At 65.3% G+C, this 16,720-nt stretch carries 16 protein-coding genes; 10 read left to right on the top strand and 6 right to left on the bottom strand.

Annotated features, from left to right (window positions below; translation table 11 throughout):
• Positions 1-39: 39 nt before the first annotated feature.
• The 7 genes from epmA to lpxK all read left to right on the top strand — a co-directional run bounded on the left by epmA (position 40) and on the right by lpxK (position 7,082).
• On the top strand, positions 40-1,083 hold the full coding sequence (epmA, locus tag P9273_RS20490) for an EF-P lysine aminoacylase EpmA (RefSeq protein ID WP_278050525.1): 1,044 nt from the start codon (positions 40-42) through the stop codon (positions 1,081-1,083).
• A gap of 225 nt (positions 1,084-1,308) precedes the next feature.
• Positions 1,309-2,652, top strand: a complete 1,344-nt coding sequence (locus tag P9273_RS20485; RefSeq protein WP_278050524.1) for a TldD/PmbA family protein — start codon at positions 1,309-1,311, stop codon at positions 2,650-2,652.
• Positions 2,639-3,448, top strand: a complete 810-nt coding sequence (locus tag P9273_RS20480) for a 3'(2'),5'-bisphosphate nucleotidase CysQ (protein ID WP_278050523.1) — start codon at positions 2,639-2,641, stop codon at positions 3,446-3,448. Before P9273_RS20485 ends, P9273_RS20480 begins: the two co-directional genes overlap by 14 nt.
• A gap of 75 nt (positions 3,449-3,523) precedes the next feature.
• Positions 3,524-3,769: a DUF4170 domain-containing protein gene (locus tag P9273_RS20475; protein ID WP_041002569.1), complete on the top strand. Its 246-nt coding sequence runs from the start codon at positions 3,524-3,526 to the stop codon at positions 3,767-3,769.
• A gap of 5 nt (positions 3,770-3,774) precedes the next feature.
• Positions 3,775-4,554 (top strand): lysophospholipid acyltransferase family protein, encoded by a 780-nt coding sequence (locus P9273_RS20470; RefSeq protein WP_041001019.1) that lies wholly within the window; start codon positions 3,775-3,777, stop codon positions 4,552-4,554.
• A complete protein-coding gene (gene waaA / locus P9273_RS20465; RefSeq protein WP_278050522.1) occupies positions 4,551-5,867 on the top strand; it encodes a lipid IV(A) 3-deoxy-D-manno-octulosonic acid transferase in 1,317 nt (438 codons plus the stop codon). The genes P9273_RS20470 and waaA overlap by 4 nt, the downstream gene beginning before the upstream one ends.
• A 186-nt stretch (positions 5,868-6,053) precedes the next feature.
• Positions 6,054-7,082 carry a tetraacyldisaccharide 4'-kinase gene (gene lpxK, locus P9273_RS20460; RefSeq protein ID WP_278050521.1) on the top strand — a complete coding sequence of 343 codons (1,029 nt, stop codon included), beginning with the start codon at positions 6,054-6,056 and terminating at the stop codon, positions 7,080-7,082.
• 46 nt (positions 7,083-7,128) lie between these two features.
• Here the strand turns inward: lpxK and P9273_RS20455 are convergent, their stop codons facing one another.
• The 3 genes from P9273_RS20455 to P9273_RS20445 all read right to left on the bottom strand — a co-directional run bounded on the left by P9273_RS20455 (position 7,129) and on the right by P9273_RS20445 (position 9,312).
• Positions 7,129-8,073, bottom strand: a complete 945-nt coding sequence (locus P9273_RS20455) for a UDP-glucuronic acid decarboxylase family protein (RefSeq protein WP_278050645.1) — start codon at positions 8,071-8,073, stop codon at positions 7,129-7,131.
• A gap of 105 nt (positions 8,074-8,178) precedes the next feature.
• A complete protein-coding gene (locus P9273_RS20450; RefSeq protein WP_278050520.1) occupies positions 8,179-8,970 on the bottom strand; it encodes a glycosyltransferase family 92 protein in 792 nt (263 codons plus the stop codon).
• 108 nt (positions 8,971-9,078) lie between these two features.
• On the bottom strand, positions 9,079-9,312 hold the full coding sequence (locus P9273_RS20445) for a DUF2093 domain-containing protein (protein ID WP_040986608.1): 234 nt from the start codon (positions 9,310-9,312) through the stop codon (positions 9,079-9,081).
• Positions 9,313-9,427: 115 nt separating this feature from the next.
• Between P9273_RS20445 and P9273_RS20440 the strand changes: the two genes are divergently transcribed.
• Entirely contained in the window at positions 9,428-10,024 is a 597-nt protein-coding gene (locus tag P9273_RS20440; protein WP_278050519.1) for a hypothetical protein, read from the top strand.
• A 115-nt stretch (positions 10,025-10,139) separates the two neighbouring features.
• Here P9273_RS20440 and P9273_RS20435 read toward each other — a convergent pair whose 3' ends face one another.
• On the bottom strand, positions 10,140-11,066 hold the full coding sequence (locus tag P9273_RS20435) for a LysR substrate-binding domain-containing protein (RefSeq protein WP_041001011.1): 927 nt from the start codon (positions 11,064-11,066) through the stop codon (positions 10,140-10,142).
• A 90-nt stretch (positions 11,067-11,156) separates the two neighbouring features.
• Between P9273_RS20435 and P9273_RS20430 the strand changes: the two genes are divergently transcribed.
• On the top strand, positions 11,157-12,050 hold the full coding sequence (locus P9273_RS20430; RefSeq protein WP_278050518.1) for a DMT family transporter: 894 nt from the start codon (positions 11,157-11,159) through the stop codon (positions 12,048-12,050).
• A 204-nt stretch (positions 12,051-12,254) separates the two neighbouring features.
• On the opposite strand, the gene mutL is transcribed toward P9273_RS20430, so the two are convergent.
• Together mutL and P9273_RS20420 are read right to left on the bottom strand one after the other, a co-directional pair.
• On the bottom strand, positions 12,255-14,123 hold the full coding sequence (gene mutL / locus P9273_RS20425; RefSeq protein WP_278050517.1) for a DNA mismatch repair endonuclease MutL: 1,869 nt from the start codon (positions 14,121-14,123) through the stop codon (positions 12,255-12,257).
• 45 nt (positions 14,124-14,168) lie between these two features.
• Positions 14,169-15,071 carry a LysR substrate-binding domain-containing protein gene (locus P9273_RS20420; RefSeq protein WP_278050516.1) on the bottom strand — a complete coding sequence of 301 codons (903 nt, stop codon included), beginning with the start codon at positions 15,069-15,071 and terminating at the stop codon, positions 14,169-14,171.
• Positions 15,072-15,160: 89 nt separating this feature from the next.
• Here P9273_RS20420 and P9273_RS20415 point away from each other — a divergent pair, with 89 nt between their 5' ends.
• Positions 15,161-16,711, top strand: coding sequence for a trimethylamine methyltransferase family protein (locus tag P9273_RS20415; protein ID WP_278050515.1), 1,551 nt, complete (start codon positions 15,161-15,163; stop codon positions 16,709-16,711).
• Positions 16,712-16,720 lie beyond the last annotated feature (9 nt).

The following is a 16,720-nucleotide window of genomic DNA, read 5'->3' as shown; positions in this document are numbered from 1 at the left end:
TGCGCCGAACCGCCAGCCTTCCGCGCGATTTTCCTGCCCATGACCGCCGCTTCGCCCTGGTGGAGGCCTGATATCCATGCCGATCGCCGGCCACGGCTGATGGCGCGCAATGCCATCGCCGCCGCCCTTCGTGGCTGGTTCGTGCAACGCGACTTCGTCGAGGTGACGACCTCGGCGCTGCAGGTTTCGCCGGGCAACGAGGCGCATCTCGCCGCCTTTGCCACCGAGGCGATCGGGCCCGACGCGTCGCGCCGCCCGCTATATCTCCACACCTCGCCGGAATTTGCCTGCAAGAAGCTGCTTGCCGCGGGCGAGGAACGTATCTTCAGCCTCGGCCCGGTCTGGCGGAACCGAGAGCGCGGACCGCTGCATCACCCCGAGTTCACCATGCTCGAATGGTATCGCGTCGGCGAAACTTATGAGCGCCTGATGGAGGACTGCGGCGAATTGCTAGCGCTCGCGGCGGAAAAGGCCGGCACCCAGAGTTTCCGCTTTCGCGGCCGCGAGGCCGATCCCTTCGCGGAGCCGGAGCGGCTGAGCGTGGCCGAAGCCTTCGCCCGTCATGCCGATATCGACCTGCTCGCGACCGTGTCAGCCGACGGCAGCACCGACCGCGACGCGCTTCATGGGGCGCTGGTGGGAGCCGGCCTGCGCACCGCGCCCGACGACAATTGGGCCGACCTGTTCAGCCGGGTGATGGTGGAAAAGATCGAGCCGGCGCTGGGGCAAGGCCGGGCCACCATCCTTTACGGCTATCCGATCTCCGAGGCGGCGCTCGCCCGGCCGAGCGCAGACGACCCGCGCGTTGCCGAGCGCTTCGAGCTCTATTGCTGCGGCGTCGAGCTCGCCAACGCCTTCGGCGAGCTCACCGAGCCGGCCGAACAGCGCCGCCGGTTTACCTCAGAGATGGACGAGAAAGAGCGCGTCTATGGCGAGCGCTATCCGCTCGATGAGGATTTCCTCGCGGCTTTGGCCCTCATGCCGCAAGCAAGCGGCTCGGCGCTGGGCTTCGACCGGCTTGTGATGCTGGCGACCGGAGCTACCAGGATCGATGACGTGGTCTGGGCGCCGGTGGCCGACTAGTCCCTGTGTCCGCTGCGGCAAAGCATCTCGCACGGACCGGGGCGATTGCCTTGAGATTGCCGCATCCGCCATTGCACTAGCGTTGGTGCAACAATAAATGGTGCGAATGCATCCATAACGGTGCCCATGGCATTCATGGATGGTGCGAAAGCGTCCATGTTGGGGCGCAGCATCCATAGCCGGCAGGGTCCCCTGACGGCTTGCTTGAACAAACAGGAATAAACTATGGTCGACCAGCTCGACGCAGCAAAATTGACCGATCGCGTCGCGGCGCTCGTCGAGGCCGCCAAGCGCGCCGGCGCCGACGCGGCCGACGCGGTGGCGGTGCGCGGCCGCTCGGCCGGCGTCTCGGTTCGGCTGGGCAAGGTCGAGGGCACCGAATCCTCGGAGAGCGAGGATGTGTCGCTGCGCGTCTTCGTCGGCCAGCGTGTGGCGAGCGTCTCGGCAACCGCCGCTTCCGATCCGAAGGCGCTTGCCGAGCGCGCGGTGGCGATGGCGAAGGTCTCGCCCGAGGATCCGTTCCAGGGCCTCGCCGATCCCGCGCTGCTTGCCCGCAATTTGCGCGATCTCGACCTGTTCGACCCGACCGAAGTGTCGGCAGACCAGCTGAAGGAGGCAGCCCTTACCGCCGAAGCGGCCGCATTGGCTGTCAAGGGCGTCACCAATTCCTCGGGGAGCAGCGCCAGCGCCGGCCTGGGCGGTCTTGTGCTCGCCACCTCGCATGGCTTTGTCGGTCAGTATGTCGCCTCGCGCTTCTCGCGCTCCACCAGCGTCATTGCGGGTGAGGGAACCGCGATGGAGCGCGACTACGAATTCTCCTCGCGCCAGCATTTCGCCGATCTCGACGCGCCGGAAGAAATCGGCCGCAAGGCCGGCGAGCGCGCGGTGCGCCGCCTGGGCGCCCGTAAGGCGGCGACCGGCCCGGTCGACGTGGTGTTCGATCCGCGCGTGGCGCGCGGCATAGCCGGCCATCTCGCCGGCGCCATCAACGGCGCGGCTGTTGCCCGCAAGACCAGCTTCCTGCGCGACATGATGGGCAAGCAGGTGGCTTCGGCCTCAATCACCGTCACCGACGAGCCTCTGCGGCGGCGCGGCCAGGCGTCGCGCCCCTTCGACGGCGAGGGCGTCGAGGGCGAGAAGCTGCTAATGGTCGAGAAGGGCGTCTTGAACCACTGGTTCCTGTCGACCTCGGCCGCGCGCGAGCTTGGTCTCGTCACCAATGGACGCGGTTCGCGCAGCGGCTCGTCGGTCTCGCCGTCCTCGACCAATCTTGCCATCGAGCCCGGCGGGCGTTCGCCGGAGGATTTGATCGCGTCGTTGAAGAGCGGCTTCTATGTCACCGAGGTGTTCGGCCAGGGCGTCGACATGGTGACCGGCGAATACAGCCGCGGCGCCTCCGGCTACTGGATCGAGAACGGCGTCCTGGCCTATCCGGTCGCAGAGGTGACGATCGCCTCGAACCTGAAGACCATGTTTCTCAGCATGGAGCCCGCTAACGATCTCGACCGCAATTTCGGCACGGCGGCGCCGACGCTCCTGATCGAGGGGATGACCCTTGCCGGCGCTTGACCAATTGACATCGAGCGGCGCCCGCGAAGATCTCGCTTTGCTGCGCGAGGCCGCCCGCGAGGCCGGCGCCATCGCCATGCGCTATTTCGGCAACAACCCGCAGGTGTGGATGAAGGGCGGCACCTCGCCGGTGAGCGAGGCCGATCACGCGGCGGACGCCTATCTGCGCGAGACCTTGCTCAAGGCGCGTCCGGATTATGGCTGGCTGTCGGAAGAGACCGCGGACGACCATGCGAGACTGTCGGCGCGCCGCACCTTCGTCGTCGACCCGATCGACGGCACGCGCGGCTTTCTCGATGGCCTGCATTCCTGGTGCGTCAGCGTCGCCGTGGTCGAGGACGGGCGCTCGCTTGCCGGCGTCCTTGAATGCCCGGCCAAACGGGAGACCTATTGGGCGCTGCCGGGCGAGGGCGCCTATCTCAACGACAAGCGCATCCATGTGCGCCCGCTAGGTGAAAGCGTCGACATCGGCGGACCCAAGCCGCTGGTCGACCTGATGCCGCATGCCTGGCAGGACAGGCTGCGCCGGACGGCCTACATTCCCTCGCTTGCCTACCGGCTGGCGATGATCGCCGCCGGCAAGCTCGACGCGACCTTCGTCAAGCCGAACGCGCATGACTGGGACATCGCCGCCGCCGATCTTATTGTGACCGAGGCCGGCGGGGCGCTCCTCGACCGCACCGGCAAGCCGCCGCGATATGCCGGCGAGGTGATCAATCACGGCGCGCTCGCCGCCGGCAGCGGCGAACTGCTTGGCGTGCTGGCCGGCGTCATCGCCGGCGTTGACCAAGGGTGAGTCGGCCCGCAGTTCCAAAATCGGCCGCTTTGGGCTAAACGTTTCACAAAATTCATGAATCTGCGAAGGATCGGCATGGCCGTGGAAGACGGAAAGAAGCAGCTTTTGCACCTGGTTTTCGGTGGCGAGCTGAAAAAGCTGGGTGGAACCGAGTTTCGTGACCTGGACGCGCTCGACATTGTCGGCATCTACCCCGACTATCAATCGGCGCACGCCGCATGGAAGGCGAAGGCGCAGGCCAGTGTCGATAATGCCCACATGCGTTATTTCGTTGTTCATCTGCATCGTTTGCTCGATCCAGAATCGAAGGTCGGCGGTTGACGTCGATGGAGCATGAAGCGGTGAAAGGGGCGACCGGGCGGCGTGCAGCCAGGCGCGGCGGCACGCGCACCCTGTGGCGGCGTATCCGCGAACCTTTGGCGCAGTCGAGTTTCGTCAAGAACTTCATCGCCAGCCTGTTTGCCTGGTTCGTGCGTCTGATTCGCATCACCAGCCCGCTGGTCAAGGGCTCGACCCAGGTTGCCGGCGGCGCTTACGCGCATCTTGAACCCGGCATCATCGCGCTCTGGCACGGTCAGCATCTTCTGACCCCTGCCTATTATCCCAAGGGCCGGCCGCTGGTCGCCATGGTCTCGCGCAGTGCCGACGCGGAGCTCCAGGCGCTGATGATCGAGAAATTCGGCATTGAGGCGGTGCGCGGCTCCGGCGGCCGCAACAGTTCGAGGCATCTCGACAAAGGCGGCGCCAAGGCCCTGATCGCGCTGAAGAAGTCGCTCGTTGCAGGCAAGAACGTCGCCATGATCGCCGACATTCCGAATGGCACGCCGCGCGATGCCGGGCTCGGCATCGTTCTTCTGGCAAAGCTTTCCGGCCGGCCCGTCCTGCCTGCGGCCATCGCCACCAGCCGCCGCAAGGTCTTGGAGAAGAGCTGGGACAAGACCACCATCAACCTGCCTTTCGGCCGCTCCGCGGTCATCGTAGGCCCGCCTGTCTTCGTGCCGGCCGATGCCGATGATGCCGAGATGGAGCGCAAGCGCCAGGAGGTAACCGTCTCGCTGAACGCCGCGACGGCCGAGGCCTATCGCCTCGTGGACGGCCGCAAATGAGCGAGCGTTGGGCGCGTGCGGCCCTGACCGCCTACCGCTATGCGGGGGCGGTCGCCTATCCGCTGATCGGTCCTTATGTCGCCTGGCGCGCCTCGCGCGGCAAGGAGGATCGCGCCCGCCGGCGCGAGCGCTACGGTGTCGCCGGCCGTCCGCGGCCGGAAGGGCCGGTGATCTGGATCCATGCGGCGAGCGTCGGCGAGACGATCGCGGTGGTGCCGCTGGTCCAAAGCATCCTCGATTATGGCGTCAACATCGTTCTGACCACCGGCACCGTGACCTCGGCCAAGGTCGCCGAGGAGCGCCTCGGCAGCCGCATCATCCACCAATATGTACCGCTCGATCTCAAGCCCGCTGTGAGCCGCTTCCTCGACCACTGGCGGCCGGAACTGGCGATCATCGCCGAATCGGAGATCTGGCCGATGACCATCCTGGAGCTTGGCGCCCGCAACGTGCCGCAGGTTCTGGTCAACGGTCGGTTGTCGGACCGCTCTTTCATGTCGTGGAAGAAGCGCTCCAGCGTCGCCGAGGCGCTGTTCGAGAATCTCGCCCATGTCATCGCCCAGTCGGATGTCGACGGCGAGCGGTTCCGCGCGCTCGGCGCCCGGCCGGTCACCGTTTCCGGCAACCTCAAGGTCGACACCAACCCGCCGCCCGTCGACGAGCGGGCCTTAGCCACCCTGCAGCGCCAGATCGGCGCTCGCCCGACCTGGGCGGCGATCTCGACCCATGACGGCGAAGAGGTTGTGGCCGCTGAGGTCCATGCCAGCCTGCATAAGCGCCATCACGGGCTCTTGACCATCGTCGTGCCGCGCCACCCCGACCGCGCCGATGCGCTTGCCGCGCAGATTTCCGGCATGGGCCTTTCCGTGGCAAGGCGCAGCAAGGGCGACCGCATCTCGCCCGATACCGATATCCTTCTGGGCGATACGATCGGTGAAATGGGCCTTTACCTGAGGCTGACCGAGATCGCTTTCGTCGGCCGTTCGCTGACTTCGCAGGGGGGCCAGAACCCCCTCGAGCCGGCGATGCTCGAAACCGCCGTGCTGGCAGGCCGCAACGTGCAGAATTTCCGCGAGGCCTATCAACGCCTGCTCGACAGCGGCGGCGCCAAGCTGGTGCGCGATCGCGACATGCTGACCGGCGCCGTCAATTTCCTTCTGACCAACGAAGCGGCGCGCCACGAAATGATAGCGGCGGGTGCTGCCACCGTCGACGAGATGCGCGGCGCGCTTGCCCGCACGCTGAAATCGCTGGAGCCTTACATCCAGCCGCTGGTCGTCAAGGCGCGCCTCAAAGGCGCAAGCGGGCGCTAGAGCCGGATGATTTCAGGTCGATTCGACCTGAAATCTGAATCCGGCTCTAAATCAAAGAGGGAGAGCATGATGTCGACCGAAAACCGCTTCACACTTTTCGGCATCATGCTCTAGGTATGATCCCAAAAATCGAATCCGATCTTGGAAAGGATCACGCGCACAACCGAATTGCGCGGAACCCACGCGATGACCAGTGAAGCGCCACCCTTCTGGTGGGAAAAGCCGGACTGGCGCGTGCTTGCGCTGTCGCCGGCCTCGGCGATCTATGGGCTGGTCGCCGGCCGCCGCATGCGCCATGCTCCGCGCGAGAAGGTCGCAGCACCGGTGCTGTGCGTCGGCAATCTTACGGTCGGCGGCAGCGGCAAGACGCCGGTCGCCATTGCTTTGGCAACGCAAGCCCGGCGCATGCAGCTCACGCCGGGCTTCCTCTCGCGCGGCCATGGCGGCTCGTTTGCCAAGCCGCATGTCGTCGATGCTCACCATGACGCCGCCAAGCATGTCGGCGACGAGCCGCTGCTCCTGGCCGAACATGCGCCTGTCGCAGTGACGGCGAACCGCGCTGCCGGCGCGAAGCTGCTCATCGAGCAACATGGCTGCGACTTCCTGATCATGGATGACGGGTTCCAGTCGGCGCGCATCCATATCGACTATGCGCTGGTGGTGGTCGACGCCCGCTTCGGCATCGGCAACGGCCGCGTCATCCCGGGCGGGCCGCTCCGTGCCAAGGTCGTTGACCAGCTGGTGTTCACCAGCGGCTTGCTGAAGATGGGTGAGGGGACCGCCGCCGACGGTGTCGTGCGCCAGGCGGCGCGCGCCGGGCGGCCGATCTTCCTGGCGCATGTCGAGCCGGCTGACCCGTCGCGCTTCTCCGGTGGCCGCTTCCTTGCCTTCGCCGGCATCGGCCATCCGGAGAAATTCTTCGACACGGTGCGCGGCGCGGGCGGCGAAGTTACGCTGTCGCGCGCCTTTCCGGATCATCATTTCTATGCCCAGGACGAGCTTGCCGATCTCCTGACGCTTGCCCGGCAGGAGGGGCTGCGCCTCGTCACCACGGCAAAGGACGCTGCGCGGCTGCGCCACGGGGAGACACCCGCTGGCTTCCTCGATCGACTGGATGTGCTCGACATCGAGGCCGTGTTCGAGCTCGATCATGTGCCCGAGCGCATTATCGACGAGACGCTCGACGCCTGGCGCCAGCGCAAGATGCGGGGCTGAGCTCCGAACAGGATGTCAAAGGTGTGAGGCGGTCCTGCGACCGCCGTCAATTGCCGTTGATGAGGCGGCGGAAGTAGCGAGCCGTCTCGCGGAGCCCATCCTCGAGAGCGACGCTAGGGGACCAGTCCAGCATCGATCGCGCCAGGCCTATGTCGGGTTGCCGCTGGCGGGGATCGTCTTGCGGCAGCGCCTTGAACTCGATTTTGGACTTGCCTCCGGCAATGCCCAGCACAAGTTCGGCCAGTTCCAGGATCGTGACTTCCGCCGGGTTGCCAACGTTGACGGGGCCAACGAAATCGTCGGGCGTGGCCATCATCCGAACCAGGGCATCCACAAGATCCTCGACATAGCAGAAGCTCCGCGTATGGCTGCCGTCACCATAGATGGTTATCGGCTCGTCCCGCAGCGCCTGGACGATGAAATTGCTGACCACGCGCCCGTCCGACGGGTGCATGCGAGGCCCGTATGTATTGAAGATGCGCACCACCTTGATGGGCACGTTCGACTGACGCCGATAGTCGAAGAACAGCGCCTCGGCACATCTCTTGCCTTCGTCGTAACAGCTGCGGGGCCCGATCGGATTGACATGCCCCCAATAGGCCTCGGTCTGGGGATGGACGTGCGGGTCGCCATAGACCTCGGATGTCGAGGCCTGAAGGATCCTTGCCCCGGAGGCGCGTGCGAGATCGAGCATGTTGATCGCGCCATAGACGCAGGTCCGGGTCGTCTCGATCGGAATGCGCTGGTAATGAACAGGCGAGGCCGGGCAGGCGAGATTGAAGATCTGATCCGTTTCGACTTTGAGAGGCACGGTAACGTCGTGCCTCAGAAACTCGAAACGTGGATTGCCCAACAGGTGGTGGATGTTTTCCTCCAAGCCGGTGGAAAGGTTGTCGGCGCATATGACCTGCCGTTCCTGTGTCAGCAGCCGGTCGCATAGATGCGAGCCGATGAAGCCCGCCCCACCCGTTACAAGAACCTTCACAATAATCCCCGTAACCGTCGCCCTTTGGTGTCTATAGCCCCGGAAACGCGAAGGTGTCAGCACCGAAATGACGGGCCTGGACCATCAGTAGGAGGGAAAAGGTGGCTGCGCCTATCCCGCCTGCCGCATCGCCTTCAGGATCGCCTCGTCGCGCTCGACGTTGAGCTTGCTTTCGAAGTCGAAATGCCAATCCCTTTCGCGCGGCGCTGAAGTCGAGGCGTCGCCGCGCCGGATTTTCTGGTTGAGGTCGGCGAGCGAGCGCGACCAATAGTGATTGATCCTCAATATATCGAGCTTGGGAGGCATGCCGGGGACTACGGCCCGTCGATGGGTATCCATCCCTTCGCCGGACAGGAATTTCGACAGATGGACGCCCGGCTTGTAGACCATGCGGGGGTTGACGATTGTCTTGACTGTCGTGATGTCCGGCCCGGCCCGCATCGTATAGGCTTCGACCACCGGACCCTTAGGCCTTCCGACATGGCCGGAGGAACCGTAAAACGCTTGCCAGACACAGACGCCCGGCAGGTCGCGATAGTCCCTGAGAACGGAGCGCACGTCACGCCCGTCGGGCGCGAAAAGAAACTCGTCGATATCGAACAGCCCGATCCACAGCGCTTCACGCCAGTGCCTGCGGATACAATCCTTATAGGCCGACAACTGCCCCACCGGCCGCGGCCAATCGATCAGCGTGACCAGCCCTTCCTGGATGAACGGCTCCAGCACCGTCCTAAAGTCGTCGGTGGAGAAGTTATTGTAGAGGTAGAAATGCTCAAATCCCACACTGCGGTGGAAGCTGATCCATTCGGCCAGGAACGGCGCTTCCTCTCGGAAGATGGCGCAGGCCGTCAGGTTGAACCGTGGGGCTTTCGACACCGCCCGGTCGCGCAATCTCGCACGCATGACAAGCGGCATGCGAACAAAGATCTTGAGAGATTTTCCGAAGTTTTTCAATGCGGTACCCTTAGCGCGGTCGAGGTTGGTTGCCACGGCGCCATGGGCTCACATGGCCTATCCCCGCTTGCGCAATTCCGGGTGCATCTCGATCTCACGGGCAAGCGAGACCGCGGCGTTCACATAAGGCTCCTGCCGGGCGACGCTCCAATATTTGAGCTCGTCGAGGGGGATGTTCTCGCCCGTCACCGCGCAGCGCACGAAAGAGCCAGGACTGGTGACCTGGAAGTCGCCGTCGAGATAGCGGATCCGGGCTTCCCTGCCGCCCGGGCCTTCGAAACGGTTCATCATGAAAGGACGCTTGCGTTCATCGGGTTTCAATCGCCACAAATCGCCGGCAACGTCAAGCTTGACGCAATGCTCATGCAGTATGGCTCAAGCGGAAAAATGGTTTGCGGAAGCCGGCATGGACATCTCCTCGACCCGCTTGAACACGCTGATCGGTGAAGCGCTCACCCCGCAGGCGGTGCCGTCGCCCAGGACCGATCCGGCGGCGGCTGCCTTGATCAAGACACTGGTCCAGCCGCCGGCGCCCTCGACGGGGCAGGCGGCGCAAATCGCAGCCCAGTCGCTGCAAAGCGCGCAGCCGCGCCCTGCCGCCCAGGTATCGCAGCGCCTGTCGTCCTCAGAGGTCGAGGATGCTTACCGCGCCGTCATGGAGCCCGATGCCGTCACCGACGATGCGCCGGCAAGGCCGTCGACGGGCAGCGCGGCGATGGATGCCGATCAAGCTCCGCGCCGCTTCGCCTCACCACAGGCAGCGGTTGCCGACAATGCGTCCAGGCCTGCGCCGGCATTGTCGACATTTTCGCCGGCCGTCGCTTCCGCCGCTATGCTGGTCGCGGCCAACGCCAATGCGCCGCAGCCTCGCGGTGCCGCTGTCCGTCCGGCTGGTCACGCGCCGCGCTCCGATTCTGTCCCGGTGTCGCTCTGGACGATATCGGTCGTCACGGCCATCGTCTCGGCCGTGACGGCCACCATCATGGTTTTGTTGCTGCGCTGATCCCGCCCAAAAGCAATTCCAGGAAAAGTGTGGGCGGTTTTTCCGTCCGGAATTGCGTCAAATGGCAAATAAGAAGATAGAGGGGTTCGCCGTTTCCGTGAAACGGTGAAACGCTCTAGACATCATCCTGCAGGAAAGCTTCGAGCTTTTCCGGAGCAAGCCCCGCCTGTTCGGCGATGCGCCTGGCAAGGTCGGCCGCCGCCGCGCGCGGCCGGCCGACCGGGCGGTCCATCCAATAAGACACCGGATTGAGCGCAACACGCTCATCGACGCCAACGATCCGGCCGGATCGAAGCTGGTCCGCCGTCAGCGGCGGCCGCGCCAGCGCGATGCCCAGCCCGTGCGCCGCCGCGTCCAGCACCAGATTATAGTCTTCGAAACGCCTGTCCTGCGGACGGGGGCGGTAATCTATGGCCTGTGCGGCAAACCATGCGCGCCATGCGGACGCGTCGGAATCGTTGATCAGCGGGAATTTCAAAAGCCGGGCAGGATCGCCACGCCCGATCTCCTTGGCGAGCTCCGGCGAGGCGATTGGAAAAATCTGCTCCTCGAAAAGCTGCACCGAGACGCGACCGGGAATGCGGCCGCGCCCGCAGCGCACTGAAAGGTCGATGCCTTCGTCGGCAAGGTCGGCCTGACGGTTGTCGACATCGAGCACGATGCGCAGCTTGGTCGGATGGTTCTCCAATGCGGCCATGCGCGGCATCAGCCAAAGCCCGCTGACCGAAGGGATCGAGGCCAGCCGCACCACGGCGGTGCCGCGCGGCTCGACCCAGCGGTCGGAGTTGAACGAGATCAGCGCGAAGGCTTCGACGGTCCTCAAATGCAGGCGGTTGCCCTCGATCGTCAGCGTCACGCCGCGCGCATTGCGCTCGAACACTTTCAAGCCAAGCCAGTCCTCCAACTTGGCGATCTGGCGGCTCACCGCGCCATGGGTGAGATTGAGTTTTTCGGCCGCCGCGGAAAAGCTCCCCGTGCGCGCCGCCGCGTCGAAGGCGCGCAACGTCTCGAGTGGCAATATCTGATCTGAGCTGTGATCCATGCTCACAGCTGACCCTCGAATTGGTCGTTTGTCAATTGGCCGGCAATGGCGTCTTCTGCGTCCATGGCACAGAAAGACGAGGTTACGGCAATGAGCGCTTACACCGGCACGTTGAATGAGACACAGCGCATGGACGGCACGGCGGCCGTCGCGGTGGCGCTGACGGTGCTCGGCTGGGCCTCCGCCTTCCCGGCGATCCGCGCCGGCCTTGCCGCCTTCCAGCCGCTGGAGCTCGGCGCGTTGCGCTTCGCCATCGCGGCCGTGCCGGCGGCGATCTTCCTTGCGGTGAAGCGCCCGGCGCGGCCCAGGATCGACGAGCTGTGGCGCTTTGCCTTTGGCGGCGCGATCTTCGTCGCGCTCTACACCGCCATGCTCAATTTCGGCGAGCTCACCGTCTCGGCGGGCGCGGCCGGCTTCATCATCAATGTCAGCCCGATCTTCACGGCAATCATGGCGATGGCACTGCTCGGCGAGCGCTTTTCCGGCATGGCCTGGCTCGGCACGGTGATCTCCTTCACCGGCATCGGCATCATCGCGGTGGCCGACGGGCAAGGCCTGCATTTCAACGCCGGCGCGCTGCTGGTGCTGGGCTCCGCGCTGTGTTCAGCCGTCAACACCATCGTGCAGAAGCCGCTCTTTGCCCGCCATCATCCGCTGACGATATCCGCTTCCAACATGGTGCTCGGGGCGCTTTGCCTGTCGCCATTCCTGCCCGAGGCGTTCCGTCAGGCTGCCGTCGCCGACCATGCCGGTCTCGGTGCCGTCATCTATCTCGGCATCGTGCCCTCGCTGATCGCCTATGCAGCCTGGGCGACCGCACTCTCCCGCCTGCCCGCCGCGCGCGCCTCGAACTTCCTCTATCTCGTCTCTCCGACCTCGGCGCTGATCGGCTTCTTCTGGCTGGGCGAGGTGCCGTCGCTGCTCGGTATCCTCGGCGGTGCGCTAGCGCTGGGTGGCGTGATCGTGGTGAATTTGAAGAGGTAGATCAGATGGTTGAAGACTTTTTCTGATTCAAGAAAACAGCCGCTTCGAGCGGCTCTTTTCTTACCCCTCCCTCATCCGGCCGCTACGCGGCCACCTTCTCCCCGACGGGGAGAAGAGACTGGCGCCGGCGCCGAAAATCTCCTCTCCCCAGCGGCGAGAGGCCAGCCGAGCGAAGCGGAGGCTCGGCGAGGGGCCTTGGCGCACTCACCGTCGCCCGAACAGCCTTTCGATGTCGGCGAGCTTGAGCTCGATATAGGTCGGCCGGCCATGGTTGCAGGTGCCTGACCCGGGCGTCGCCTCCATCTGGCGCAGCAACGCATTCATCTCCTCGGCCTTGAGCAGCCGGCCCGAGCGCACCGAACCGTGACAGGCCATGGTCGCGGCTAATCTGTCCAGCCGTTCTTTCAGCGTCTCGACGGTGTCGTTGTCGGCGATCTCGTCGGCGAGGTCCCGCACGAGCTGCTGCACGTTGGTTTCGCCCAGCATCGAGGGCGTCTCGCGCACCGCCACCGCGCCGGGGCCGAAGCGTTCGAGGCCAAGGCCGAACTTGGCCAGTGTCTGCGAATGCATCGCGAGCCGCTCGGCATCCTCTTCCGGCAGGTCGACGATCTCGGGCAAAAGCAGCATCTGCGAGGGCACCGCGCGCGAATGCAGCGCATTCTTCAGCGCCTCGTAGACCAGCCGCTCATGCGCGGCATGCTGGTCGACGATGACGAGCGAATCCCTGGTCTGGGCGACGATATAGTTCTCATGCACCTGCGCGCGCGCCGCGCCCAGCACCATGCCGAGCAGCGGCTCGGCCGGTTCGGCGGTGCCGGCCCGCGCATCGGCGCTGGCGAGCGGCCCGGTGTCGAAGGCGGCCTGCTCGTTTTCGGCGAAGCCGTTCCGATGCGGCTGTGCCTTGCCCATGTCGAGCGGCCGCTGCGCCGAGCGCAGCGGGTCGAAGCCTCCCGAGCCGGAAGCGTGATAAGCGGCCTCGTAGCTGCGATGGCCGTTGGCAGGCCCGGGATGCGAGTAGGGCGCCGCCCCCGGCCTGAACGCCGCCATCATGCCAGCGGCCCCCGTTGTCGCCGCGCGGATGCCCGCGCCGGCCAGCGCGTCGCGGATGGCGCCGACGATCAGCCCGCGCACGAGGCCGGGATCCCGAAAACGCACATCGGCCTTGGCGGGATGGACATTGACGTCGACGGTCGACGGGTCGAGCGACAGGAAGAGCACGGTCACTGCGTGCCGGTCTCGCGGCAGCACATCGGCGAAGGCGCCGCGGATCGCGCCGGCGATCAGCTTGTCGCGCACCGGCCGTCCGTTGACATAGGCATATTGCTGCAGCGCATTGGCGCGTGTGTAAGACGGGATCGAGACGTGGCCGGCAAGGTGTACGCCGTCACGCATGGCGTCGATGGCAATGGCGTTGTCCGGGAAATCCTTGCCCATCACCTGCGCGACGCGGGCAAGCCGGCCCTCTGGCGTGTCGCTGGTTGCCGGCAGTTCCAGCGTCGAGCGGTCGGCGCCGGCAAGCGTGAAGCGGACAGCGGGAAAGGCAATGGCGATGCGCTTCACCACGTCACTGGTGGCCGAGCTTTCGGCGCGCTCGCCCTTCATGAATTTCAGTCTTGCCGGCGTGGCGAAGAAAAGGTCGCGCACCTCGACCGTCGTGCCGCGATTGGCGGCCGCCGGCTTCACCGCCGAGACGCGGCCCCCGTCGATGCCGATCTCGGCCGCGCTGTCGCTGCTTGCCGTGCGCGAGCGGATCGACAGCCGCGCGACCGAACCGATCGAGGGCAGCGCCTCGCCGCGAAAGCCGAGCGAGCGGATGTCATGGATGTCGTCGGCGAGCTTCGAGGTGCAATGCCGCGCGACCGCCAGCGCCAGTTCCCGCTCGGGGATACCCGAGCCGTCATCGGTCACGCGGATGAGGTTCAGCCCGCCGCCGGCGGTGACGATCTCGACTCTGCTGGCACCTGCGTCGAGTGCGTTCTCGACCAGCTCCTTCACCACGCTCGCCGGACGTTCGATGACCTCGCCGGCGGCGATCTGGTTGATCATCGTTTCGGAAAGCTGGCGGATGGGCATGAGGGGATTATAGGCGGATTCGAATGGCGTGGGGGAGGGGGCAGTTCACGCCTGCGCCACCAGCCAGTCCCTGACCCTGCGTGCATTGTCGCTGAGGTCGCGGTTCTTCGGCCAGATGACGTGGAAGCCGATGCCGGTTCTCATGACATGATCGGTCACCACCACCAGCAGCCCCGATGCCACCAGACGCTCCACCAGATGCCGCCATCCGAGCGAGATGCCTTGCCCTTCCATCACCGCCTGGATCACCAGCGCATAGTCGTTGATGCGCAAGCCGCGCTCCGCATTGCGCAGGCTGGTTCCGGCGGATGCGAACCATTCGTCCCAGGTCGGCGCCTCGCGATAGGGCTCCTCGAGATGGATCAGCCGGTGGGTGGCCAGTTCCTCGACCGTCTTCGGCATGCCGAATTTGGCGAGATAGCTCGGCCCCGCGACCGGAAAGATCTCTTCGTCGGAGAGCGACAGCGAATGATAGTCCGGCCAATCGCGCGGCACGCCGCCGCGCACCCCGAGCGGTATGCCCTCGGCGATGATGTCGAGGTCGCGGTCGGCGGTCTGGATGCGCAGATCGATCCCCGGCAGTTCGTCGCGGAACTGCTGCAGGCGCGGCATCATCCAGAACGAACCGAAAGCGGTCGAGGCGGCCAACGTCACATGCCCGCCTGTCGCCTGCAGGCGAAGGTCTTCCGCCGATTTGCGGATATGCGACAGGCCGAGCGAGACATCGGCATGGAACCGCTCGCCGGCTTCGGTCAGAAGCACCTGGCGGTGGCGCCGCTGGAACAGCTTGGCGCCGAGCTGCTCCTCCAGGCCGCGCACGGCATAGGAAACGGCGGCCTGCGTCATGCCGAGCTCGCGCCCGGCGGCGGTGAAACTGGAAAGCCGGCCGGCGGCTTCGAAGACGACGAGGCTGCCGGCCGAGGGCAGGAGGTGGCGCAGGCTTCGCATAAGCACAACTTATACAGAAGATCAGGATTTTCCAGCGTCACAGCCATATTTTGTCTCGCTAACGTGAGTGGCGGGAAGAAGGAGGCTCCATGAACGCACCGGCCGTTGAATTGACCGAACAGACCCACCGCCGCGGCGGCGGCCGTCTTGGCCGAAAGGCGCTGAGAAGCGCGCCGATCGCGTCCTTCCCGACCCTTGTGCGCAAGATCCCCGCTTACGAGATCGTGCCGGACGAGGCGGTGGAACTGATCCACGAGGAATCGCTCAAGATCCTCGAGGAGGTGGGCTGCGAATTCCGCGACGACGGGGCGATCGAGCTCTGGAAGGTCGCCGGTGCCGATGTCAGGCAAACGCGTGTCCGCATCGACCGCGCGCTTTTGATGGATCTGGTCTCGAAGGTTCCGGCGGAGTTCACGCTGAATGCCCGCAATCCCGAGCGCACCGTGCGCGTCGGCGGCAAGAACTCGATCTTCGTGCCGATGTATGGCGCGCCCTATGTCCGCGACCTCGACAACAAGCGCCGCTACGGCACGCTCGCCGACCTCAACAATTTGCACAAGCTCGCCTATATGGCGCCGGCGCTGCATTCGTCCAGCTCGGTCATCTGCGAGCCGATGGAAATCGCGGTGCCGAAGCGGCATCTCCACATCATCCACTCGGCGCTGAAGCACTCCGACAAGCCGTTCATGGGCATCGTGACGTCCAAGGAGCGGGCCGAGGACACGATGGCGATGGCTGGCATCGTTTTCGGCGAGGAGTTCGTGCGCGACAATCCGGTGCTGGTGGCGATCACCAACTGCAATTCGCCGCTGGTGTGGGACGCCACCATGATCGACGCCATGCGGGTCTATGCGAGCCACAATCAACCGCTGATCCTGGCGCCCTTCGCGCTCTGCGGCGCCTCGACCGCAGCCTCCGCCGTCGGTGCGGTGGCGCAGGTCAACGCCGAGGCGCTTGCCGGCGTGGCATTGACCCAGCTCATCCGGCCCGGCTCGCCGCAGCTCTACGGCCAGTTCATGGTGACCGTCGACATGAAGACCGGCGCGCCGATGGGCGGCACGCCGGAGGCGGCGCAGATGATGTATCTGATGGGGGCGCTGGCCAGGAAGTACAAGCTGCCGTGGCGCACCTCGGGCTTCCATGTCGGCTCCAAGCTCAACGACGCCCAGGCCGGCTACGAGGCGAACATGCTGATGCACGCCGCTATCCTTTCCGGCGCCAATTACATCTGGCATTCGGCCGGCTGGCTGGAGGCGGGGCTCACCTGCGGCTATTCGAAATTCGCCACCGACTGCGAGCAGCTGGTCGGCTGGTACAAATACGCCGGCGGCGTATCCTTCGACGATTTCAAGGACGCTATGGCGGCGATCCGCGAGGTCGGTCCGCAAGGGCATTTCCTCGGCACGCAGCACACGCTCGAGCATTTCGAGAGCGCCTTCTTCATGCCCAACATCATGGACTTCAATTCCTTCGAGCAGTGGACCGCCGAAGGCGCGAAGGACCATGACACACGAGGCCTCGAAAAGGCGCGCGCCATGCTCGCCGACTACCAGGAGCCGAAGCTCGACGAGGGCATCGCCGAAGGTCTCAGGGATTTGATCGCGCGGCGCGAGGAAAAGCTGCCGGACAGCGTTAGTTGATAGAGACGA

Origin of the sequence: Mesorhizobium sp. WSM4935 (assembly GCF_029625735.1) — a bacterium.
Classification (GTDB): domain Bacteria; phylum Pseudomonadota; class Alphaproteobacteria; order Rhizobiales; family Rhizobiaceae; genus Mesorhizobium.
This window is presented reverse-complemented; position numbering and strand designations above follow the sequence as displayed.

What these genes read in the sequence shown, in the direction of transcription:
- epmA (WP_278050525.1), top strand. Translation starts at nt 40, where the DNA reads ATGACCGCCGCTTCGCCCTGGTGGAGGCCTGATATCCATGCCGATCGC.
- P9273_RS20485 (WP_278050524.1), top strand. Translation starts at nt 1,309, where the DNA reads ATGGTCGACCAGCTCGACGCAGCAAAATTGACCGATCGCGTCGCGGCG.
- P9273_RS20475 (WP_041002569.1), top strand. Translation starts at nt 3,524, where the DNA reads ATGGCCGTGGAAGACGGAAAGAAGCAGCTTTTGCACCTGGTTTTCGGT.
- P9273_RS20470 (WP_041001019.1), top strand. Translation starts at nt 3,775, where the DNA reads ATGGAGCATGAAGCGGTGAAAGGGGCGACCGGGCGGCGTGCAGCCAGG.
- waaA (WP_278050522.1), top strand. Translation starts at nt 4,551, where the DNA reads ATGAGCGAGCGTTGGGCGCGTGCGGCCCTGACCGCCTACCGCTATGCG.
- lpxK (WP_278050521.1), top strand. Translation starts at nt 6,054, where the DNA reads ATGACCAGTGAAGCGCCACCCTTCTGGTGGGAAAAGCCGGACTGGCGC.
- P9273_RS20450 (WP_278050520.1), bottom strand. Translation starts at nt 8,970, where the DNA reads ATGCGTGCGAGATTGCGCGACCGGGCGGTGTCGAAAGCCCCACGGTTC.
- P9273_RS20445 (WP_040986608.1), bottom strand. Translation starts at nt 9,312, where the DNA reads ATGATGAACCGTTTCGAAGGCCCGGGCGGCAGGGAAGCCCGGATCCGC.
- P9273_RS20440 (WP_278050519.1), top strand. Translation starts at nt 9,428, where the DNA reads ATGGACATCTCCTCGACCCGCTTGAACACGCTGATCGGTGAAGCGCTC.
- P9273_RS20435 (WP_041001011.1), bottom strand. Translation starts at nt 11,066, where the DNA reads ATGGATCACAGCTCAGATCAGATATTGCCACTCGAGACGTTGCGCGCC.
- P9273_RS20430 (WP_278050518.1), top strand. Translation starts at nt 11,157, where the DNA reads ATGAGCGCTTACACCGGCACGTTGAATGAGACACAGCGCATGGACGGC.
- mutL (WP_278050517.1), bottom strand. Translation starts at nt 14,123, where the DNA reads ATGCCCATCCGCCAGCTTTCCGAAACGATGATCAACCAGATCGCCGCC.
- P9273_RS20420 (WP_278050516.1), bottom strand. Translation starts at nt 15,071, where the DNA reads ATGCGAAGCCTGCGCCACCTCCTGCCCTCGGCCGGCAGCCTCGTCGTC.
- P9273_RS20415 (WP_278050515.1), top strand. Translation starts at nt 15,161, where the DNA reads ATGAACGCACCGGCCGTTGAATTGACCGAACAGACCCACCGCCGCGGC.